27 protein-coding genes and 1 tRNA gene are annotated in these 17,820 nt (G+C 62.6%); 13 read left to right on the top strand and 15 right to left on the bottom strand.

The annotated features are described in order from the left end of the window. Nucleotides 1-43 precede the first annotated feature (43 nt). Genes HMPREF3014_RS24090 through HMPREF3014_RS24035 form a run of 12 tightly spaced genes read right to left on the bottom strand, consistent with a single transcriptional unit; the run spans nt 44 to nt 7,048 of the window. A complete protein-coding gene (locus tag HMPREF3014_RS24090) occupies nt 44-277 on the bottom strand; it encodes a hypothetical protein (protein WP_003103841.1) in 234 nt (77 codons plus the stop codon). Beyond that, on the bottom strand, nt 270-509 hold the full coding sequence (locus HMPREF3014_RS24085; protein ID WP_023104002.1) for a hypothetical protein: 240 nt from the start codon (nt 507-509) through the stop codon (nt 270-272). Before HMPREF3014_RS24085 ends, HMPREF3014_RS24090 begins: the two co-directional genes overlap by 8 nt. After that, nucleotides 502-759, bottom strand: a complete 258-nt coding sequence (locus HMPREF3014_RS24080; RefSeq protein ID WP_004352848.1) for a hypothetical protein — start codon at nt 757-759, stop codon at nt 502-504. The genes HMPREF3014_RS24085 and HMPREF3014_RS24080 overlap by 8 nt, the downstream gene beginning before the upstream one ends. Next, a complete protein-coding gene (locus tag HMPREF3014_RS24075; RefSeq protein WP_023094329.1) occupies nt 756-1,283 on the bottom strand; it encodes a hypothetical protein in 528 nt (175 codons plus the stop codon). The genes HMPREF3014_RS24080 and HMPREF3014_RS24075 overlap by 4 nt, the downstream gene beginning before the upstream one ends. Continuing rightward, nucleotides 1,273-1,458 (bottom strand): hypothetical protein, encoded by a 186-nt coding sequence (locus HMPREF3014_RS24070; protein ID WP_015503562.1) that lies wholly within the window; start codon nt 1,456-1,458, stop codon nt 1,273-1,275. The genes HMPREF3014_RS24075 and HMPREF3014_RS24070 overlap by 11 nt, the downstream gene beginning before the upstream one ends. After that, entirely contained in the window at nt 1,455-2,801 is a 1,347-nt protein-coding gene (dnaB, locus tag HMPREF3014_RS24065; protein ID WP_031632484.1) for a replicative DNA helicase, read from the bottom strand. Before dnaB ends, HMPREF3014_RS24070 begins: the two co-directional genes overlap by 4 nt. A gap of 47 nt (nt 2,802-2,848) precedes the next feature. Further along, on the bottom strand, nt 2,849-3,550 hold the full coding sequence (locus HMPREF3014_RS24060; protein WP_004347982.1) for a DUF2786 domain-containing protein: 702 nt from the start codon (nt 3,548-3,550) through the stop codon (nt 2,849-2,851). Beyond that, nucleotides 3,550-4,236 (bottom strand): hypothetical protein, encoded by a 687-nt coding sequence (locus HMPREF3014_RS24055; RefSeq protein WP_023104000.1) that lies wholly within the window; start codon nt 4,234-4,236, stop codon nt 3,550-3,552. Before HMPREF3014_RS24055 ends, HMPREF3014_RS24060 begins: the two co-directional genes overlap by 1 nt. Beyond that, nucleotides 4,233-4,943, bottom strand: coding sequence for a hypothetical protein (locus tag HMPREF3014_RS24050; RefSeq protein ID WP_031632482.1), 711 nt, complete (start codon nt 4,941-4,943; stop codon nt 4,233-4,235). Before HMPREF3014_RS24050 ends, HMPREF3014_RS24055 begins: the two co-directional genes overlap by 4 nt. Before the next feature lie 5 nt (nt 4,944-4,948). Beyond that, the gene (locus HMPREF3014_RS24045) at nt 4,949-5,446 is read right to left on the bottom strand and encodes a hypothetical protein (RefSeq protein ID WP_003111783.1); all 498 of its coding nucleotides are present in this window, start codon (nt 5,444-5,446) and stop codon (nt 4,949-4,951) included. Continuing rightward, complete coding sequence (locus tag HMPREF3014_RS24040; RefSeq protein ID WP_004347984.1) at nt 5,443-6,180, bottom strand: hypothetical protein; 738 nt, start codon at nt 6,178-6,180, stop codon at nt 5,443-5,445. The genes HMPREF3014_RS24045 and HMPREF3014_RS24040 overlap by 4 nt, the downstream gene beginning before the upstream one ends. A 1-nt stretch (nt 6,181) precedes the next feature. Continuing rightward, on the bottom strand, nt 6,182-7,048 hold the full coding sequence (locus tag HMPREF3014_RS24035) for a ParA family protein (protein ID WP_003111785.1): 867 nt from the start codon (nt 7,046-7,048) through the stop codon (nt 6,182-6,184). 19 nt (nt 7,049-7,067) lie between these two features. Here HMPREF3014_RS24035 and HMPREF3014_RS34705 point away from each other — a divergent pair. Next, nucleotides 7,068-7,184: transfer RNA gene (locus HMPREF3014_RS34705), tRNA-Lys, on the top strand. A 294-nt stretch (nt 7,185-7,478) separates the two neighbouring features. On the opposite strand, the gene HMPREF3014_RS24030 is transcribed toward HMPREF3014_RS34705, so the two are convergent. The 3 genes from HMPREF3014_RS24030 to HMPREF3014_RS24020 form a co-directional block, all read right to left on the bottom strand. Next, nucleotides 7,479-7,709 carry a DUF2188 domain-containing protein gene (locus HMPREF3014_RS24030; RefSeq protein ID WP_034022813.1) on the bottom strand — a complete coding sequence of 77 codons (231 nt, stop codon included), beginning with the start codon at nt 7,707-7,709 and terminating at the stop codon, nt 7,479-7,481. Between the two features lie 72 nt (nt 7,710-7,781). Then, entirely contained in the window at nt 7,782-8,744 is a 963-nt protein-coding gene (locus HMPREF3014_RS24025; RefSeq protein ID WP_034067942.1) for a hypothetical protein, read from the bottom strand. Nucleotides 8,745-8,746: 2 nt separating this feature from the next. Next, the gene (locus tag HMPREF3014_RS24020) at nt 8,747-9,982 is read right to left on the bottom strand and encodes a hypothetical protein (RefSeq protein WP_034022807.1); all 1,236 of its coding nucleotides are present in this window, start codon (nt 9,980-9,982) and stop codon (nt 8,747-8,749) included. Nucleotides 9,983-10,216: 234 nt separating this feature from the next. Between HMPREF3014_RS24020 and HMPREF3014_RS24015 the strand changes: the two genes are divergently transcribed. From HMPREF3014_RS24015 to HMPREF3014_RS23960, 12 genes are all read left to right on the top strand, one after another. After that, the gene (locus tag HMPREF3014_RS24015; RefSeq protein WP_034022805.1) at nt 10,217-10,558 is read left to right on the top strand and encodes a helix-turn-helix domain-containing protein; all 342 of its coding nucleotides are present in this window, start codon (nt 10,217-10,219) and stop codon (nt 10,556-10,558) included. Nucleotides 10,559-10,561: 3 nt separating this feature from the next. Beyond that, complete coding sequence (locus HMPREF3014_RS24010) at nt 10,562-11,491, top strand: ImmA/IrrE family metallo-endopeptidase (RefSeq protein ID WP_197651614.1); 930 nt, start codon at nt 10,562-10,564, stop codon at nt 11,489-11,491. Nucleotides 11,492-11,504: 13 nt separating this feature from the next. Beyond that, on the top strand, nt 11,505-12,359 hold the full coding sequence (locus tag HMPREF3014_RS24005) for an OST-HTH/LOTUS domain-containing protein (RefSeq protein ID WP_116825096.1): 855 nt from the start codon (nt 11,505-11,507) through the stop codon (nt 12,357-12,359). 88 nt (nt 12,360-12,447) lie between these two features. Further along, on the top strand, nt 12,448-12,663 hold the full coding sequence (locus HMPREF3014_RS24000; protein WP_034022801.1) for a hypothetical protein: 216 nt from the start codon (nt 12,448-12,450) through the stop codon (nt 12,661-12,663). Beyond that, entirely contained in the window at nt 12,660-13,130 is a 471-nt protein-coding gene (locus HMPREF3014_RS23995; protein WP_034022798.1) for a DUF2924 domain-containing protein, read from the top strand. The genes HMPREF3014_RS24000 and HMPREF3014_RS23995 overlap by 4 nt, the downstream gene beginning before the upstream one ends. Beyond that, nucleotides 13,127-14,530 (top strand): recombinase family protein, encoded by a 1,404-nt coding sequence (locus HMPREF3014_RS23990; protein ID WP_046432152.1) that lies wholly within the window; start codon nt 13,127-13,129, stop codon nt 14,528-14,530. Before HMPREF3014_RS23995 ends, HMPREF3014_RS23990 begins: the two co-directional genes overlap by 4 nt. Beyond that, a complete protein-coding gene (locus HMPREF3014_RS23985) occupies nt 14,527-14,994 on the top strand; it encodes a hypothetical protein (protein ID WP_052155236.1) in 468 nt (155 codons plus the stop codon). Before HMPREF3014_RS23990 ends, HMPREF3014_RS23985 begins: the two co-directional genes overlap by 4 nt. Before the next feature lie 173 nt (nt 14,995-15,167). After that, entirely contained in the window at nt 15,168-15,431 is a 264-nt protein-coding gene (locus HMPREF3014_RS23980) for a helix-turn-helix transcriptional regulator (protein ID WP_034022796.1), read from the top strand. Nucleotides 15,432-15,442: 11 nt separating this feature from the next. Continuing rightward, nucleotides 15,443-15,919 carry a hypothetical protein gene (locus HMPREF3014_RS23975; protein WP_034022794.1) on the top strand — a complete coding sequence of 159 codons (477 nt, stop codon included), beginning with the start codon at nt 15,443-15,445 and terminating at the stop codon, nt 15,917-15,919. A 5-nt stretch (nt 15,920-15,924) separates the two neighbouring features. After that, entirely contained in the window at nt 15,925-16,206 is a 282-nt protein-coding gene (locus tag HMPREF3014_RS23970; protein ID WP_034022791.1) for a hypothetical protein, read from the top strand. 2 nt (nt 16,207-16,208) lie between these two features. Further along, nucleotides 16,209-16,970, top strand: a complete 762-nt coding sequence (locus HMPREF3014_RS23965) for a BRO-N domain-containing protein (protein WP_034067943.1) — start codon at nt 16,209-16,211, stop codon at nt 16,968-16,970. After that, nucleotides 16,970-17,815, top strand: a complete 846-nt coding sequence (locus tag HMPREF3014_RS23960; protein WP_034022786.1) for an ATP-binding protein — start codon at nt 16,970-16,972, stop codon at nt 17,813-17,815. Before HMPREF3014_RS23965 ends, HMPREF3014_RS23960 begins: the two co-directional genes overlap by 1 nt. The last annotated feature ends 5 nt before the right edge of the window (nt 17,816-17,820 follow it).

The following is a 17,820-nucleotide window of genomic DNA, read 5'->3' as shown; positions in this document are numbered from 1 at the left end:
GGCTTCTTCTCGATCAGGTGGACGATGGCGTGTTTGATAGGCATCAGAAAGACTCCTGGTTCAGGGAACGCTGCCTGTCGGCTCGACGGAGCAGGGCGCGGGCATTGAGCTCGCCGCGTGCGTCGCTTGGCGTGGAAGAAATGAAGATCGAGGCGCAGCCGATCTTGCTGAGCTTCAAGTGGCCGCCGGCGGAGCGGTCGACGCTCCAGCCTTCGGCTTGAGCGAAGGCCACCAGCCGGCGAACGCTTTCCCGGGCGCCGCGAAGGAAACTACGCATCCGTGGTCTCCTCGCTGTTGAGCTGCAGCCAGGTCTCCATCTCTGCAAGGGAGCGGGGAAGGCTATCGGTGGCGGCGGCATCCAGGAGGCGTTTCACCAGCGTCTGAAGGCTGCGACGATCGTTCTGTCGGCTGCAGGCCAGGTCGTCATGCGCGGAACGCAGCATGCGGACCTCTGTGCGCAGTTGAGCGAGCTCGTCCTCAGCCGGCCGGTAAGCGGTGACGTCAGGCATCGTGCGCTACCTCCTTGGGATTTCTACAGGACAGTTCCCAGCGGCTCTCGATGCGCTTTTCGTGGTCGCCTGCCTGTGCCGGCATACGGGTGATGTAGGCGTTGTCCTCGCCGAACAGCCGTTCGGCAAGGCGGGAGGCTGCCACCTTGTCGCTCCAGGTGCAGGTCGCACGCTGCTTCTGAATGGTATTGGTCCAGAAGCCGGCGCCATCGAACTTGACGATGCACTGATAGGTCTGGGACGCCTTCATGATTCGGCCTCCTTGCTGAGTGCATCACCGACCTGAACGGCCACCAGTTCGGGCAACTCCGGCTCATGCCCGGGATAGTTGTTGGCCAACTGATGCAGGAACTCACGTGCGGCGTCCTTGCTGCCTGCAATGCGGAACACCGCAGTGAGGTGCTGGGAGTCCTGAGTGCCGCAGCAGAGGTGTGACATCAAGCTCACCTTCAGCGAGCAGCTGAACAGGTGGCGAGGGATCCATACCGACCAGAAGTAGGCCGAAAGCAGTTGCCCCGGAGCACGCGTAGTGACCACCAGAGTCCCGGCCTGGGTGGTCGAGATCTCGATGTACCCCAGTTCTTCCAGCTCACGAAGCTCTCGCTCCATCGAACTGGGCGCGACCGTGCTCTCGTCCCGCGAAAGGCGCGAGATCACTTGGCTGAGGGCGTCCAGCTCGATCGGATTGACCCCAACTTGATTGGCATGAACAACCGCCGAGTCGGTGAACGCGGCCGAGGCGTGGATACTCGGAAAACGGGCTTCAGTGTTCATCTCGGATAGCCTCCAATTGATGAACGTCGTAGCTCCCGCAGCAGGGGCAGACCAACACCTCGGCTTCTCCTTCCGGGGTGTTCTCGGCGGGGAGAACCTGGCGCACCAAGTGGTGTGGGTGGTGCTGGTCACAATTCATGCACTGGTGGGTGACCAGGTGCTGGGAAGTGGTCATGCATGGGCTCCTTGCCATGTCCCCGGCGCCAAGTCGGCGAAGCGGGTCTGGTTGGCGATGAAGGCGGTGTGGACGGTGCCGATAGGGCCGTTGCGGTACTTGCCGATGATGATTTCGGCGATGCCCTTGGCCTCGGTGTTGGGGTGGTAGACCTCGTCGCGGTACACGAACATGATCACGTCCGCGTCCTGCTCGATCGCGCCGCTCTCACGCAGGTCTGCGTTGTTCGGTCGTTTGTTCGGCCGGTTCTCCAGGCTGCGATTGAGCTGGGACAGGGCCACGACGGGGCAATCCATTTCCTTGGCCAGTGCTTTCAGCGAGCGGGAGATTTCCGATATCTCGGTGGCTCGGTTTTCCAGGCCTGGGCAGCGCATCAGCTGCAGGTAGTCGACCAGGATCAGTACGGGGTGGCCGTACTTCCTGGCTGCACGGCGAACCTTGGCGCGCAGCTCTGTCGGCGTCAGGTTGCCCTGGTCGTTGATGACCAGTCGGCTGCCATAGTCGTTTATGCGCTGGATCGCGACGGTCAGCCTGGGCCAATCCTCTTCTTGCAGTTGGCCCTTCATCAGCTTGCCAAGGTCCAGGTGGCCGAGCAGGGCAGCAAGCCTGAACAGCAGCTGCTCTGCTGGCATTTCCATGCTGTAAACCTGGACAGACTTCTGTTGGTCGCTCTGCAGCGCGGCGTCGATCAAGTTGAGGGCAAACGACGTTTTGCCCATCGAGGGACGGGCACCGACGATGATGAGATCCGACTTCTGTAGTCCGCCGGAGAGCTCGTCGAGATCCTTCAGGCCTGTCGGGACCCCCGTTACCGTCACGTTGTTGTTGAAGCGGTAATCGATGGTGTCGACGATCTTCGCGAGGCCCTTGTTGATATCGACAAAGTCGGACTTGTGCTGATCTTGGCCGAGGGCGAACAGCTTCTGCTCGATCTCCTCCTGAACCTCAGAGGGATTTGCCTGGTGGTTCGAGGCGGTCCTGGTGCAGTGGTGCCCGAGAGACATCAACTGCCGCAGGTGCGCCCGATCGCGAACGATCTGCGCGTAAGCCTCGATATTGGCCACGGAGGGCGTGTTGTCGGCGAGCTGGCCGAGGTAGGCCAGCCCGCCAGCTTCTGGAAGATCTTCGATCGCTTCCGACACAGTCACGACATCAAACGGAGCATCTTTTGCGGCCAGCTCGCTGATGGCGGTGAAGATCAGCCGATGCTCATGCCGGAAGAAGTCCTCCTTCTGCAACTGATCGCCGACAATGTCCCATGCCGCGTTGTCCAGCATCAGGCCGCCGAGTACCCCTTGCTCCGCCTCGACGGAGTGCGGCGGCGTAAGTTCCAGAACACTCACTTCGAGTCCTCCCGGCCGATCTGCAGAGTTCGAGAGAGCAGAGCGAGTCATCGGGAACCTCCCTGCTCGAGCGCGACCTGAACTCGCCGGCTGACGCCGCGGTGCAGGCGAGTGTTTTTGCCGTGCTCCCAGCCTGCGTGCAGCGAAGCCTGGTCATAGGCCAGGGGCTTCGTCGGCGCTGCCGGCTCCAGGAGTTTCAGCTCCGGATGGTGTAGTTCGAGGTAGGCCTTGATGGCTGCTTGAGTCGACTCGTCCGGCCTGCCGGCAAAGTCACGTACCAGCGAACGCACTGCGAGAAGCCAGCCTTCGACGAAGAGCTTGCTGCGACGGCGCTTGGTCGACAGCTTGCAGCGCTTCTGTTGAGCGACATGAGCCGAGCGCGCCGCCACCAGTTGGTGGTGGAGCGTAGAGTAGGCGTGAGCGGCTAGCTCAGGGCCGATCCCTCGGCCCATGAACTTGAACGTCCAGCCCGCTGGCATCGCGTATGCCGCCAGGTAGTCGCAGCCGAAGGAACTGGCGCAGATCCCGGCCAGTTCATGCAGCCATGGGGCAGGAGAGCGCCTGGTTCGAGTGGGAACGCACGCGGTCTCCACCGTGTGGGCCGAGATCTCCGCATCGCTGAGGTCGAACTGGCGCTTCAGGATCGCGGCCTGGCGCAATGCGGTTTCCGCCTCGTTCGGCGTGGCCCCCTTGGCATTCGCAAGGGCCATCAGCTTCTCGACCTTGGCAAGGACTTTTTGCTTGTCCATTACGCGCCCCCCTTGCAGCAGGTTGAGCCCTGCTCGGTGGCGGAGCGGTCCAGGCGCTCGATCTCGGCTAGCACCAGGGCGCCGGCGCGTACCAGGTTCTCGCGCGCCGACTTAGGCTTCCACCACTCTTCGTCCCAGGGCCAGAACAGTGCAGAGCCATTCCGAATGCCGCCCGGCCAGTCGGTGCCGATGCCGCCGGCATGGAGTGCGTAGCAGCCGGCTGCCTGGGCGATCTGGCCAGCGCTAGCGTCGTCGTTGCTGGTATCGAAGCCTTCGACGGTGATCTGGCGCCGGCGCTCGGCCTGTACATCGAGCCAGGCCTGCGGAACAGGGGAGAGGTTTGAAGTTGGGTAAATTCGGTCTGCGACCTGCCGTACCCGGTCGACAATAGCCAGGGCTGGTACGTTGCCCAGTGCGACCTCCAGGGCGGCGAGCAGGTTGGCCATCAAGAACTGCTCACGCTCGTCCGCGTGGCTTTTTGCGCTTGGGCGCCTGTTCCAGTCGACCTGTGCTGAATACCTCGCTGTTACCGGGTCTGGCTCGCAGTAGGACGGCCCGATGTGAACCTGGCAGTCCAGGCATTCAATGGCACAGTTCCAGGCATCGGTGTCGAGCAGCTCGGGTTCCAGCGTTCGAATGTTCGTGCTGCTGCAGAGCGGGCAGGGCTTGAGCTTGGGGACACTCATGGCCTGCCTCCCTGCCCGTCGTTGGTGCTGGGCTTAGCTTGGGAGGAGCCGGCGGCGAGCATGGCGTGTACCTCGCTGATTGCATCATTAAATGCTGCAGCTCGCTCGGGATCTCCGGCATGCGACGCACAGTCCTTTAATTGTGCGATCAGCTTCTCAGCGTCCAGCACCGCGCAGTGCTGAGCCTGGGCTACAGGGGCGCCGCCCAGCGCGGCTTGAACGGCCATCTCCTCATCTACGGTGCTGAATTGCATCAGGCCGTTGGTGCTCAGTTTGCGCAGAAGCATCTCCAGCTCCGCGACCCTAGCCAGGGCGGCGTCGCGCTGATTCAAGGCCTTGGCACAAGCCTCGCTGAGCAGGCGCTCATGCTGTTCTGCTGCCGCATCAAAATCGATTGGGCTGAGGCTCTCTGCGAGGGGCCTCACGTACTGGCACACCGGGCCGTTCTCGGTATCGTGGATAGACAGCACGAACCAACCGGAGCCTTCGGGCCGCGTTGGGATCCACTCGCTGTATCGTTGGTCCGATCGTGCAGAGTCGTAGAGGCGAGGCGCATCCGACTCCATGAAGACGGTCTGCAACTCAAGGCCAAGCCGGCGCAGCGTTTCCTGCGCTTCGTTGGAAGAGCAGTTGTCGGCCAGGTCCGGATAGTTCGGATGGGTCCAGAAGCCGAACTGGTCGCGCTCGACCAGGTGGGCTTGAATCATAGGCTTCATGCCAGGCCCCCCTCGCTCATGCCAAGCACTGCACTTGCCTCTGCGGCCAGTTGCTGGCCTTCCGGGCTAGGCGAGCTGCCGACGAAGAGCATCAGCCGCTCGATCACCTTCACGGTGTCCTGGGAGGGTTGGGCGAACTCGGCCAGGTGATCGATTGCAGTCGCGATATTCCAGATAGCCCTGTTCATGTCCCGCTGGATCACGTGGATCGAGCTGGCATTGGCCGCGATGGCCAGTTGCGACTTCGTCTGCAACAGTAGGTCGTGGGCGATTTGGAGCAGGGCGTTCTGCAGGGGCTGTCCACAGGCACGCTGCTGAGCGCGAACCGGAGCGACAAGGCCCTGCAGCATCGCAGCACCTTCAGCCTCGACCAGCAGATTGTCGGAAGCACCGGCGGCAGCGCCTGCTTTGGCCATGTAGCCTTGCACGTAGGCGTCGAACTGGGTCTCGGCGATCAGGCTCAGGATGAGGTTGTTGCGGTTCTGGAGGTTCATATGAGGCCCTCCGGAGCCGATTGCAGAGCGTCTGTCCAGAGCTGAAGGGTTTCCTGCTCCTCGCTGGTCAGAGCGATCTGTGCGGTGCAGTCAGCGACCTTCTGCTTGATGACGCGCAGGCGCTCCTCGACTTCACTGCCATCGTCGTAGGCGATTTCGTGAGTCAGGTGGCTAATGAAGTCACATCGCAGGCTCCCCACCTGACTAGCGAAATACTCGGCTTCACTGCGCCACCCGATGAGCTGCTTGGGACGCTCCAGCCAGCGTTTGAGTTTTGAGTGGAGCTGGTGCGTGGAGTACAGGGGATCGAACACCTTGGCCCGGTTGTAGATCAACGCGATCTGCAGGATTTCCAGCCGCTCTTCGAGCGTATTTCCCGGAAGCGGGTAGTTCGAGGCGACCAGTTGCTTGGCCAGGCGCTCGCGCAGCTCACGCCGCTTCTTGGCCTGTTTCTCGTCGCGATCACGCTTTTCCTTCGCATGCTCGACCTGCTGGTTCACCGAGTCGAGCAAGCGCGCAGCGTCTTGTAGGAGCTGCTTTTGCTCGAAGCTCAAGTAGCAACCCAGCTTCCCGAACAGGTCGGTACCGCCACCAGTCAGCTTGCGTATTTCTCGCGCAGCGCCGGTCAACTTGGCCTGTTGGCTCCGAAGGTCGGCGGCGCTGCCGAACTTGTTCAGTTGCAGCACAAGTTCCGCGTCGACGTCGCGGGCTTGGGTGATAGGAGGCTTCGCCATGTCAGCGCCCTCCCTTGACCAGTGCTGCTACCGCCTCCGGCGTCAGCGCGAGGAAGCGGTCAGTCCACTCGGGAAAGACCTCGATGGCCAGGTTACGGATGATTTCCAGCGCGGGCGCTGATGTGCGATTCGAGGGTTGCCGCGTTTCGAGGCGGTGCGCTGGTAGCCCGCGCGATGCTGCATTGCGAAACACGACGGCATCCGGGACAGTCGTTTCGAGTACAGAAATATCCTGATGCTCATCGAAGATGGCACGCACATTCTCGTGAATCGCCCGGGAGTCATTGGTCTGGTCCAGGCAGTTGATGACGATCTGAACCTTGGGGATCCGCATGCCGAGGCGCTCGTAGGGGCGCAGTCCATCGAGCATTTGCATGGTGCCGCGGTTGAACTCGCGGGCAGTGAGCATGTTGGGCTGCAGGGGGGAAACAACCAAATCCGATGCGAGCACGACCATTTCGAGTAAAGCGGAGCGCGCACCTTGGGTGTCGATCAGCACCAGGTCGTAGCCCTGTTTCAGGGACGGCATGAGGTTTGCCAGCCGGAGCCGGCCATCGGGCGCCTGGAGCAGTAGGTTGTTGAGCTGGTTGTTCTGGTCGTTGGAAATCACGACGTCCAGGTTGGGGATAATCGTCCTGGAGATGATCCTCGCTGGGTCAGTTATGTTGGCGGCGAGCAGGTCGTAGATGCCGCCCTGGGCGACTTCAGGTAGCTCGTAGTACGAAGATAGGGAGGGCTGGACGGGGTCCAGGTCGATGAGGAGGGTCTTCAGGCCAGCATCGGCGCAAAATGCACCGAGGTTGGCGGCGGTGGTGGATTTCCCTACACCACCCTTGGTGGATACAACCGAAGTCGCTTTCGCATTCATGTCTACAGCCTCTAATGTGGGGTCATTAGAGGCTGCTGGTGTGAAAGGTGGCTGGGTAGAAACCCTTCCTAGAGAAACCTAGGCCAATTGTCTTTTAACCAATTGGTCGTAGGTTCGAATCCTACACGACCCACCACTATTCAGCGCCCAACCGTTCTCGGTTGGGCGTTTTCGTTTGTGGGTTCCCCAAGCCGCGCGGGGTTCCGGGCCATTTTGCATGTGCCAGCCGCTCCGCCCGTGAGCGGCATGACCGGCCCGGTTCGCCCCTGTTTCGCCCTATCTTCTCTCGAAACCTGCGCCAACTTCTTCACCGTGGCACACGCAGGCGGCGTTTTCCGTCAATGGTTTGTGCGTGTGCCGGTGGGAATGGTTGGCTCGCGGGTTTGCTGTTCCAGATTGCCCGTGCAAACCCGCGAGGCCAGCCCCAACATCAGCCCTTGGGCGGGAACGGATCATGACCGTAGCTGTTGCGCTCACGGATCTGGCCGTCACGACCTTGGATGAACATCTCGCTCTGCTGGTTGATGGCGATGTCCCGCGCACGGTCAATCGCCTGTTGCTGCGTGTCGTGGACGGAGGTGAGGCGGTCGTTGCCTTCACCGCGCACGCCCCACTGATCACCGCCGTTGACGGGTACGACCCATTGGTTTTTTCTGCTCATTTCAAATGCTCCAAAAATTGAAAAGGTCAGGCTCTTGAAATCGCGCGAGCCTCGGCGCGTCGGGTGGTGTGCTCACGTCATGACAACCTCCTTTCTCGCTGCCGCACACGGCATCGCATATAGCCCCGCGCGTTGCTGCGTGACCACGAGTGCGCCGTAGGCCGCAAGCCGTGCCGCATGCAGAGGATTGCCCTTGTCTTTCGCTTTGATCTTGAACAGGTCGATGGGCTTGTCGCTCTTCTGGCCGGCGCGCTGCATGACCCTTTCGCCATCCACCTCGACGCCCTTGAGTTCCCAGAGAGCTTTGAACACGCTGGCCTGACCTTTGGTGAACTGGATCGGCGTGGCCTGAACATCCGGCAGCGTCGCCCACCTGAAGTCCGCCGAGAACGGTCCGTTCACTGGCGTGGCCGGATCGGCGACTGCTTGCGCCACGGGTGACGGCGTGGCGATGAACGTGATCCCGCCGCCATAGAACGCGAAGCGCTCCTCCAGCGCCAACCACTCGACGCCCGCGCCGAAGGGCGCTCCGCGCGTCGTGCTCGGCCTTGGCGTGATCACCCGGATGTCACTGCCCGCTACGCGCACCCGCTCCAGCAGCGCAGGTTCGTGCAGCACCCGTGTGAGATCGCGCGCCAGCAGCACCGGCGACCGCCGGGCATCGCCCAGCCGCCACGCTCCGTCGCCGAGGTCATCGATGCCATCGCGACTTTCAATACCGAGCGCGAGGCGCATCTTCTGGCGCAGCCAATCCTCATCCAAGACCAGCGCCGCACCATCGGCGGCCTCGACGGTCACTGGCCCGCAGTCCGGGCAACGGCACATCCGTCCGCCACGACCATCGCTCCACACCTGCGCCCGATGCTGTTGGCAGTGCGGGCACAGCACGAAGGACTGATCCATGACCGTCGGCTTGACCGCCTTGCCGAGTATGGACAGCGCCACTGCCTCGCGCGGCGACAACATGGCGCGCAGTACAGGCGTGCCACCCGCGAACAGGCGGCAGATCAAGGCCCAAGCGTCGTGCGTCGCCATCGTCAGTCCTCGATCACTGGGGTTGAACCAACGGCATCCGTTTCCGGCGGCATTTCGTGCGCGCTCAGGGTTTGGCCCTTCTGCAAGATGCCGACCGCGACCAGATAGCCTTCCAGTTGCGCCTGCATCTTGGCGTCGAATTTGTTGAGGTTCAGCCGCCCTTTGCTGGTCACTTCGATGCTGACCACCTTGGGCCGTGTGCGTCCTGGCTCTGGCGGGTAGTACAGATTGACCTGCGCCGCCGTCACCGCCCAGTTGCCTTCCAACGGGCCGGGCAGTTGTTCCTTCAGCAACTCATGCACCGAACGCTGCTGACTGGCCTGCATCGCGGTGCACTCGATTTTCAGATCACCGCCCGGGCTGAGGAGAGTGAGCGCCTTGAGTTGCACCAGCGAAAACCCATCCTCGAACACCTCCGGCACGTCGAAGCCGGTGCGCAACATCGACAAATCCAGGGTCGGCGGTTTGATTTTCTGGGCATGGGCTTTGACACCCAGCACATGCTCGGCGAAGGCATCGATCAGCATCTGCTGGTATTTCGCCCCACCACGCACCAGTGCGCGCACGACGCCGGTGGTCTCGGAATATTCCAGCGCCAGCGGGATGTTGGGATTGCCGATGCGGCGTGTCAGCGTCACGCCTTCGAACTCCAGCCGCAGCATGGCCGAATCCTTGACGTGAACGATCAGCAAGTGGATGCCGGGCGTGCGCGTCACCAGATAGGCCACGCTGCCGTCCCCGCATTGCAGTTCGCGCTTGTAAAAGGCCGAGATGCTGTGGCGCAATCCGGCCAGCGCAGTGTCGCTACCGATGGGCTTGCGCTTCAACCCCATGTCATAGTGTTGCGCTTGTGAACCGTGGTGTTCCCAATGGTCGAAATCGCAGGCGCGCTCGAACAGCGCCGGGTGGTGAGCATAGAGCCAGAACGAACGGTGCAGATCACTGGAGCACAAGGCCAGACCGGACAAGGCGGCCGCATCATCGACGGCCGCCTCAAACATCGCCTGCTTGCCTGCCGCATCACCCAACTGGACGCTGGCATTGAGGTTGGCTGCCATGCGGTCACGGGCATCAGCATCCGGCCAAACCTTGATTGCCTCCACCAGGAACTGGCTGGTCTCTGGCGTATCGTCCCACGCGAACCCGTTCGGCACGGGCAGGCCATGTGAGGTCAGGAAGTCGCGCAGCGTGGCATCCACCGGCAGCTCGAGCATCACGTCGACAAAGGTTTTCTTCATCTTGTTCGTCCTTTCTGGATCGGCGTCGGAGGTCTGCGACCGGGGATCGGGCTGCACGGGCCAGCGACAGGGTTTCTGAACATGAGTCTCATGAAAGTAAAGCCACGAGATACAAGCGCGATTCTGTTCCCCGCATTCCCGCTTGTCAATCAATGCGGTACATCTGGCGATAACTGGTATCTTGTTGCTATACTTTCGGGCTTGTTGAGAACACCGCACTGACAGGAGGAATCGATGGCTTCGGCATTCGGGGCACGCCTGCGGCGCTTGCGCGAGGCAAAGAATCTGACGCTGCAACAGGTCGCCGACGCGGTCGGCTGCACCAAGGCCTACATCTGGGAACTGGAGATGAAGGACGGGCAGCGTCCCTCCGCCGAGCGGATTCAGAAGATCGCTCAGGTGCTCGGCGTGACGATGGAGGACGTGATGGGCACGCCCATGCAGCAGGCACCGGAGGCCAGCCCCGAGGACGTGGCCTTCTTCCGTGAGTACGCCGGGATGGCCGATGAGGAGAAGGATCGTTACCGGCAGGCGCTCAAGATCATGTTCCCCGATAAGAGCGACGGCGGGGACTGACGATTGAGCACGCCGCAAGCTCTCACTGGTTCGATTGCCGCCAGCCACGTCATCAAGTGGCTGCGGGCGTGGTACAGCACAGGCATGCCCGACGCCATCGACCTCGAGATCGTGCGGCAGATGCTGCCGAGCACGCCCTACGGCAGCGGCGTTCGGGAGATCAAACAGCCGGTGCAGTTCAACGACGATGCTTTCGAGGGGATGCTGGCGCGCGACCCCAATGACCACGAGGTGTGGGGCATCGCTTACAACGGCAAATCGCGCCCGGAACGCCAACGCTTCACCATCGCTCACGAGCTGGGTCACTTCATTCTGCATCGCGGTCAACAGCAGAACTTCAACTGCGACAAGCAGAGCGTTCACACCGGCATCGAGACGCTCCGCGACATCGAGCGGGAAGCCGACGACTTCGCCAGCAACTTGCTGATGCCTGGCGATCTGCTGCGCGCATGGATTTCCAACCAGCGCATCGACTTCCGCGTCCTCGGTGACATCGCCGAGCGTTTCAACGTCTCGCTCGAGGCGCTGTGCATCCGCTACATCAAGTTCACGACGGAACGCGCCATCCTCGTGTATTGGGACAACGGCTACATGAAGTACGAGTGGCGCAGCGGCAGCGCGAGACGGACGCGGGCGCGCATTCGGCGCAACGGCGAGCCGGTGGAACCCATGCCGGGCACGCTGGCCGCTGACGCCAGCATCGCGCAGGAGTGGGACGGTACGGAGATGTCCGCCGCGATCTGGTGCCCGGAAGAAGCGCCGCACATGAGGCTGCGCGAGCTCAAGCACACCTTCGCCGGGCGTGACCGTGTCCTCACGCTGCTTCTGCTCGAAAGCGCCGAACCGCGTTCGTGGGATCGGTCGTGGCACGATGAAGATGCCGAAGACTGCGCCGACAGATTCGCATCCAGCGGTCAGTTCCCGGTTCGATGAAGAGCGGTCTGACATGACGACATTGCCTGCCGATGATGCATTGACAGCGCAGCAACGTGAGGTTCAGCGATTTCTGGGCCGCTGCTTGCTGCGTCTGCAGCAGTACGAAAAGTTGATGAAGGCCATCGTGGCCCACCACGAAATCTCTGCCACTGGATTACCGCTGGCGTCGAATCAGGAGCAGCGCATCGCGGATGCTGCCAGCAAGACACTGGGCACCTTGGTGGGTGCGCTCTTCGGTTCCTATGTCACTACCGACGAGAGCGATGGGGCTACTTCCGAGTCAGATGAGCGCGACGACGTCATTTCGTTCAAATTCAAGATGAACCTGCGCATGTCTGTCGAGGACTACGACAGGACGCAGAGCGATCTCAAGGAGCTGGTGCTGCTACGGAACAACCTGGTGCACCACTTCATTGACCAGCACGACCTGTGGAGCTTGGACGGATGCCGCTGTGCGCAGGACACCCTGACGGCAGCCTACAGCCGCATTGATCAGCACTTCGAACAACTGCGGGGTTGGGCAGAACACATGGATCAGGCCCGGCGACTGGCAGCAGAGTTTGCCCAGTCCGATGCCTTCCGCGATCTGGTGATCCACGGCATCGCTCCGGATGGCTCAGTGGATTGGCCTTCCGCAGGGATTGTGCGCGCACTGCGGGACGCAGCTGCCGAACTGGCCATCGACGGCTGGACGCCGGTCGCTTCGGCGGGACGCTGGATCGCAGAACGGCTCCCCGAACATCTGCCTGCCAAGTACGGCTGCAGCAGTTGGCGGCAGGTCGTACACGAGTCGCGCCTGTTTGAGCTTCGATACCGTGATGTGGGCGGCCAGCGTGCGGCTTGGTATCGGGCCAAGCAGAACTGACGTCAACCCGCGCACACCCGCTAAATCACGTTACGCGAAGCGCCTTCGGTTCCTAGCATGAGCAGTGTTTTCCATCGGAACGCCTGCCATGACAGAACTCGAACCTATCTCCATTTCCCCGTCGCCTGACCAGCCTCGGCATCCGCAGCAGGAAATCGCCGACCTGCTGGCCGCTGCGTTGCTGCGCCTGCGCGCACACCCCGGACGCAACACCATCGAAAACAGCGAGCGCGTTCGCCTTGGCTTCTGCGGCCACCAGCGCGTGAATGCGAACCCCGATCACAAACACGGAGTTCGTCCATGACGGCACACGCACAACCCACCATCACCTCGGTCGCCGCCCGCGTCGCCGGACTTCCCCATTTATCGATGGGCGATCTCTGGAAGCTGTGGGATGAGCATTTCGATGAACGGCCTGCTCATCATCACCGCGTCTGGCTGGAGACTCGACTGGCCTACAAAATTCAGGAGCGCGCCTTCGGCGGCCTGAAACCTTCGCTGCGCAAGAAGCTCGAGGACATCGGCGAAACCGGCCTCCTGCCGAAGCAGTTGCGCAACGATGCTCTGCGCCTGTTACCGGGCACCATCCTGACGCGCATCTACGATGACATTGAGCATCGTGTGCTGGTGCGCGGCGCGAACGACTTCGAGTACCACGGGCAACGCTTCAAGAGCTTGTCCTCGATTGCGGGCCACATCACCGGCAGCCACTGGTCGGGCCCTGTGTTCTTCGGCCTCAAAAAGCCCGCATCGAAGAAGGTGACGACATGAGTTCACCGCGCACCAATCCGCCAGTGACGGTCACGCCGAAGAAGCGCTGCGCCGTCTACACCCGAAAGTCCACCGACGAGGGGCTGGATCAGGAATACAACAGCCTCGAAGCCCAGCGCGACGCAGGCCTCGCCTTCATCGCCAGCCAGCGGCACGAAGGCTGGATTGCCATCGGCGACGGCTACGACGACGGCGGCTACTCCGGCGGCAACATGGAGCGCCCTGGATTGCGCCGTCTCATGGTCGACATCGAAGCCGGAAAGATCGACACCGTGGTGGTCTACAAGATCGACCGCTTGACGCGCAGCCTGCCGGACTTCGCCAAGCTGGTCGAGGTATTCGACCGCAACGGCGTGTCCTTCGTCTCCGTCACGCAGCAGTTCAACACCACCACTTCGATGGGGCGACTGACGCTCAACATTCTGCTGTCCTTCGCGCAGTTCGAGCGCGAGGTCACCGGCGAGCGCATCCGTGACAAGATCGCGGCAAGCAAGGCCAAGGGCATGTGGATGGGCGGTGTCCCGCCCTTGGGCTTCGATGTCGTCGAGCGCAAGCTCATCGTCAACGAAAGTGAGGCGGCGCTGGTGCGCGACATCTTCCGGCGCTACGGCGAGCATGGATCGGCCGCGCGGTTGGTGCGCGAATTGGAGATCGAAGGCCACACCACGAAGGCGTGGCTGACGAAGGCCGGACGGCAACGTCCGGGGCGCACCATCGACCAGCAGTACCTGTTCCTGCTGCTGCGCAACCGCATCTATCTCGGCGAGATCTCCAACAACGGCCAGTGGTACGAAGGCCAGCACGAAGCCATCGTCACACCCAGCCTGTGGAATGCGGCGCATGCTTTCATCGAACGGCGCAAACAGGCACCGCGCGAGCACGCAGCCAAACATCCGGCGCTGCTGACGGGACTGCTGTTCGCGCCTGATGGCCAACGCATGCTGCATTCCTTTGTCAAGAAGAAAAACGGCAAGCAATACCGCTACTACGTTCCCTACCTGCACAAGCGGCGCAACGCGGGCGCGACCCTGTCGCCCGGCGTGGCCGATATCGGCCATCTGCCCGCCGCCGAAATCGAGAACGCGGTGCTGGCGCAAATCCATGCCGTACTGTCTTCGCCGCAGATGCTGATCGCAGTGTGGCGATCCTGCCAGCAGCATCCTACAGGCAGCCAGCTTGACGAAGCGCAGGTGGTCGTGGCCATGCAGCGCATCGGCGATGTGTGGGCGCAGTTGTTCCCCGCCGAGCAGCAACGCATCACGCGGCTGCTCGTCGAGCGCGTGCAATTGCACGACCACGGACTGGACATCGTCTGGCGCGAGGATGGCTGGCTTGGCCTCGGCCCCGACATTGGCGGGCATCCGCTGGTCGAGGAACAGATTGAGGAGACGCTGGCATGACGGGAGCGACCGACAACCCGCGCAAGCGCGCCGTCCGAATCGAAGTCGGTGCCGATGCGCGCAGCTATGTCAGCGGCGGCCAGCGCGTGACACTGGTGCCGTTGACCATCAAACGCCGCCAGAACCGCAAGTTGCTGATCCCGCCCACGCCCGATGCCTATGGCGCGGTGGGCGGCTTGGATGCGCCGATGATCAAGACGCTCGGCAAGGCGTTCCACTGGAAGCGGCTGCTCGACGACGGCGAGTACCCGACGATGGTAGATATGGCGCGCGCGCGGAAACTGGAACCGGGCTGGGTATCCGAAGTGCTGCGCCTGACCATGCTTGCACCGGACATCGTCGAAGCGATTGTCGAAGGCCGCCAGCCCCGGCATCTGAACCTGCATGTGCTGCGCGGTCGTCCGGAACTGCTGCCGCGTGACTGGGCAGAGCAGCGCCGGTTCTTGGGCTTTACTGACGCCTGACGCCACCCACCCGAATTCCCGATGACGGCGAGCCATGTGCTCGCCGTTTTCGTTTGCGCGCGCGGATTGGCGAACCCGAAGTTTCAGCAAAGTTCGCCATTGCGTCCCTTCAAGGTTCGCCACCCGAAATTTGGAATGACACCTGTTCCTCAACAACGCAACAGGAGCGTTCCATGCAGACATCAGCGAGCAGTATCCCCCGGTCGTCGCAGCAGGCGATCAACAGCCTTTCACCCGGCGACCGCCGGGTGCTCAACGAAAACGAACTGGCCCAGCGGTGGGGCGTCAGCCCCAAGACACTGCAACGTTGGCGCAGTGAAGGTCGCGGCCCGCGCTACCTGAAGCTGTCCAAGCGCGTCGGCTATCCCGTCGACGCGGTCATCGAGTTCGAGCGCGACGCGCTCCACGACTCGACGTCCGAACGCGCGGCGGTTTGAGGAGCGATGCCATGAACGACATCACCCTCTTTCCCGCCGACATCGCCGCGATGTCCGTCAGCCAGTTGGCCGCACTGCCCGCCGCGCAGAAGGCCGAAATCGATAAGAACCTCGACGAAGCCCTCGACTGGCTCAAGAAGGCGCGCAGCAAGTTCGACGCGGCACTCGACGCCGCCTACGGCGAGCAGGCGCGCACGGCGCTGCGCGATTCAGGCCGCGACTTCGGCACCGCTCATCTCGACGACGGCCCGCTGCACATCAAGTTCGAACTGCCCAAGAAGGTCAGCTGGAACCAGCAGCAACTGGCCGAAATCGCCGAACGCATCGTGGCATCCGGCGAGAAGGTCGAGGGCTACCTCGACATCAAGTTGTCCGTCTCCGAATCCCGCTACACGAACTGGCCTCCGGCGCTGCAACAGCAATTCGCCGCAGCCCGCACCGTGGATTCCGGCAAGCCGTCTTTCACCCTTTCCATCGATTCGGAGTAATCACTATGAGCACCAATCTCATCGCTTCACTGCGTAAGCAACTGCCATCCATCTACGGCGAACACCTTCCCGACGAAATCCGGTATCGCCTCGCCGACGGCCAGGATGTCGTTGTCCCGTTCGATGCCGCCACGGTGGATGAACTGGCCTTCGCTATCCAGACGGCCAATGCGGAATCGCTGGCGCTCGGTCGCCGTCGCACCGCGCTGGAAGAACTCCACACGGAGGTGCGCAAGCGTGCTGCCCGTGGAGCCGACCGTATTGCCGACGTGTCGTGGGAGGGCTGATCATGAGCGCAATCATTCCTTTCCAGTTTGAAGCGCACGCCGTGCGCGTTCAGGTCGATGGCGCTGGCCTGCCGTGGTTCAACGCCAGCGATATCTGCTCCATCCTGGAGTTCGGCAATTCGCGTCAGGCCCTCGAATCCCACGTCGATGCCGATGATGTCCAGAAACTGGACGCCATCGACAACCTCGGCCGCACCCAGCGCGCCAACCACGTCAACGAGTCGGGTCTCTACGCCCTGATCCTCGGCAGCACCAAGGATGCCGCCAAGCGCTTCAAGCGCTGGGTCACCAGCGAGGTGCTGCCCGCGATCCGCAAGACCGGCAGCTACTCCACGTCCGGCGCGCTGGCAACCCTGCCTGCACCGACCCACGACCGCGTGTCCGCGATCCTGCTGATCGGCGAGGCCGTGGCGAAGGTGCCGGGCGTGAAACCGGGCATCGCGGCAGCGGCGACCCTGACCTGCATTCAGGAGAACACCGGCATCACCACCGAGGTGCTGCGCCGCGCGCTGCCGTCGGCCAACGAGCCAATCTGTGCCTTGAACGCCACGCAGTTGGGCAAGCTGCTGAACCGCTCGGCCAAGGCCACAAACCAGATGCTGGCGGCCAGTGGCTTCCAGATCCGCAACGACCGCGACGAATGGGAGCTGACCGAGGCCGGTGAAGCCTGGGCCGAGGCCATGCCGTACTCACGCAATGGCCACAGCGGCTACCAGATTCTCTGGAATCCCGCCGTCGCCGACGAGCTGAAGGAGGCCGCGTGATGAGCCTTCCCATCATCTCCGCGCAACAGCGCATGGCCGAGCGCAAGGGAGTGAAGTTGCTGATGCTCGGCAAGTCCGGCATCGGCAAGACCTCCCGGCTCAAAGACCTCGATCCCACCACCACGCTGTTCCTCGACATCGAAGCCGGTGATCTGGCCGTGGCCGACTGGCCGGGCGACACCATCCGTCCGGCATCGTGGCCGGAGAGCCGCGACTTCTTCGTGTTCCTCGCGGGGCCGGACAAGTCGCTGCCGCCGGAGGCCGCGTTCTCGCAGGCGCACTACGACCACGTCATCGAGAAGTTCGGTGACCCGGCGCAACTGGGCCGCTACCAGACCTTCTTCCTCGACTCGATCACGCAGCTGTCGCGCCAGTGCTTCGCGTGGTGCAAGACGCAGCCGGGTGCCGTCAGTGACCGTTCCGGCAAGCCCGATCTGCGTGCGGCCTACGGTCTGCTCGGGCAGGAAATGATCAGCGCATTGACCCACCTGCAGCACGCACGCGGCAAGAACGTGGTGTTCGTGGCGATCCTCGACGAACGCCTCGATGACTACAACCGCAAGGTGTTCGTGCCGCAGATCGAAGGCAGCAAGACCAGCTTGGAGCTGCCCGGCATCGTCGATGAGGTCGTGACGCTGGCCGAGATCAAGGCCGAGGACGGTAGCGCCTACCGCGCCTTCGTTACCCAAACGCTCAATCCCTACGGCTTCCCGGCCAAAGACCGCAGCGGTCGCCTTGACCTGCTGGAGCCGCCGCATCTCGGCGCGCTGATCGCCAAGTGCGCGGGCACATCCGTCATGCCCACCAGCGCCGCCACCCCGAACACCACCGAATCCAAGGAGTAATCGCC

This window comes from Pseudomonas sp. HMSC065H01 (genome assembly GCF_001815235.1).
Classification (GTDB): Bacteria; Pseudomonadota; Gammaproteobacteria; order Pseudomonadales; family Pseudomonadaceae; genus Pseudomonas; species Pseudomonas aeruginosa.
The sequence above is the reverse complement of the archived record's forward strand: the minus strand, read 5'-3'. Positions and strand labels throughout refer to the sequence as shown.

Coding starts and splice junctions, on each gene's coding strand:
- HMPREF3014_RS24090 (WP_003103841.1), bottom strand. CDS start 277: ATGCGTAGTTTCCTTCGCGGCGCCCGGGAAAGCGTTCGCCGGCTGGTG.
- HMPREF3014_RS24085 (WP_023104002.1), bottom strand. CDS start 509: ATGCCTGACGTCACCGCTTACCGGCCGGCTGAGGACGAGCTCGCTCAA.
- HMPREF3014_RS24080 (WP_004352848.1), bottom strand. CDS start 759: ATGAAGGCGTCCCAGACCTATCAGTGCATCGTCAAGTTCGATGGCGCC.
- HMPREF3014_RS24075 (WP_023094329.1), bottom strand. CDS start 1,283: ATGAACACTGAAGCCCGTTTTCCGAGTATCCACGCCTCGGCCGCGTTC.
- HMPREF3014_RS24070 (WP_015503562.1), bottom strand. CDS start 1,458: ATGACCACTTCCCAGCACCTGGTCACCCACCAGTGCATGAATTGTGAC.
- HMPREF3014_RS24060 (WP_004347982.1), bottom strand. CDS start 3,550: ATGGACAAGCAAAAAGTCCTTGCCAAGGTCGAGAAGCTGATGGCCCTT.
- HMPREF3014_RS24055 (WP_023104000.1), bottom strand. CDS start 4,236: ATGAGTGTCCCCAAGCTCAAGCCCTGCCCGCTCTGCAGCAGCACGAAC.
- HMPREF3014_RS24050 (WP_031632482.1), bottom strand. CDS start 4,943: ATGATTCAAGCCCACCTGGTCGAGCGCGACCAGTTCGGCTTCTGGACC.
- HMPREF3014_RS24045 (WP_003111783.1), bottom strand. CDS start 5,446: ATGAACCTCCAGAACCGCAACAACCTCATCCTGAGCCTGATCGCCGAG.
- HMPREF3014_RS24040 (WP_004347984.1), bottom strand. CDS start 6,180: ATGGCGAAGCCTCCTATCACCCAAGCCCGCGACGTCGACGCGGAACTT.
- HMPREF3014_RS24035 (WP_003111785.1), bottom strand. CDS start 7,048: ATGAATGCGAAAGCGACTTCGGTTGTATCCACCAAGGGTGGTGTAGGG.
- HMPREF3014_RS24030 (WP_034022813.1), bottom strand. CDS start 7,709: ATGAGCAGAAAAAACCAATGGGTCGTACCCGTCAACGGCGGTGATCAG.
- HMPREF3014_RS24025 (WP_034067942.1), bottom strand. CDS start 8,744: ATGGCGACGCACGACGCTTGGGCCTTGATCTGCCGCCTGTTCGCGGGT.
- HMPREF3014_RS24020 (WP_034022807.1), bottom strand. CDS start 9,982: ATGAAGAAAACCTTTGTCGACGTGATGCTCGAGCTGCCGGTGGATGCC.
- HMPREF3014_RS24015 (WP_034022805.1), top strand. CDS start 10,217: ATGGCTTCGGCATTCGGGGCACGCCTGCGGCGCTTGCGCGAGGCAAAG.
- HMPREF3014_RS24005 (WP_116825096.1), top strand. CDS start 11,505: ATGACGACATTGCCTGCCGATGATGCATTGACAGCGCAGCAACGTGAG.
- HMPREF3014_RS24000 (WP_034022801.1), top strand. CDS start 12,448: ATGACAGAACTCGAACCTATCTCCATTTCCCCGTCGCCTGACCAGCCT.
- HMPREF3014_RS23995 (WP_034022798.1), top strand. CDS start 12,660: ATGACGGCACACGCACAACCCACCATCACCTCGGTCGCCGCCCGCGTC.
- HMPREF3014_RS23990 (WP_046432152.1), top strand. CDS start 13,127: ATGAGTTCACCGCGCACCAATCCGCCAGTGACGGTCACGCCGAAGAAG.
- HMPREF3014_RS23985 (WP_052155236.1), top strand. CDS start 14,527: ATGACGGGAGCGACCGACAACCCGCGCAAGCGCGCCGTCCGAATCGAA.
- HMPREF3014_RS23980 (WP_034022796.1), top strand. CDS start 15,168: ATGCAGACATCAGCGAGCAGTATCCCCCGGTCGTCGCAGCAGGCGATC.
- HMPREF3014_RS23975 (WP_034022794.1), top strand. CDS start 15,443: ATGAACGACATCACCCTCTTTCCCGCCGACATCGCCGCGATGTCCGTC.
- HMPREF3014_RS23970 (WP_034022791.1), top strand. CDS start 15,925: ATGAGCACCAATCTCATCGCTTCACTGCGTAAGCAACTGCCATCCATC.
- HMPREF3014_RS23965 (WP_034067943.1), top strand. CDS start 16,209: ATGAGCGCAATCATTCCTTTCCAGTTTGAAGCGCACGCCGTGCGCGTT.
- HMPREF3014_RS23960 (WP_034022786.1), top strand. CDS start 16,970: ATGAGCCTTCCCATCATCTCCGCGCAACAGCGCATGGCCGAGCGCAAG.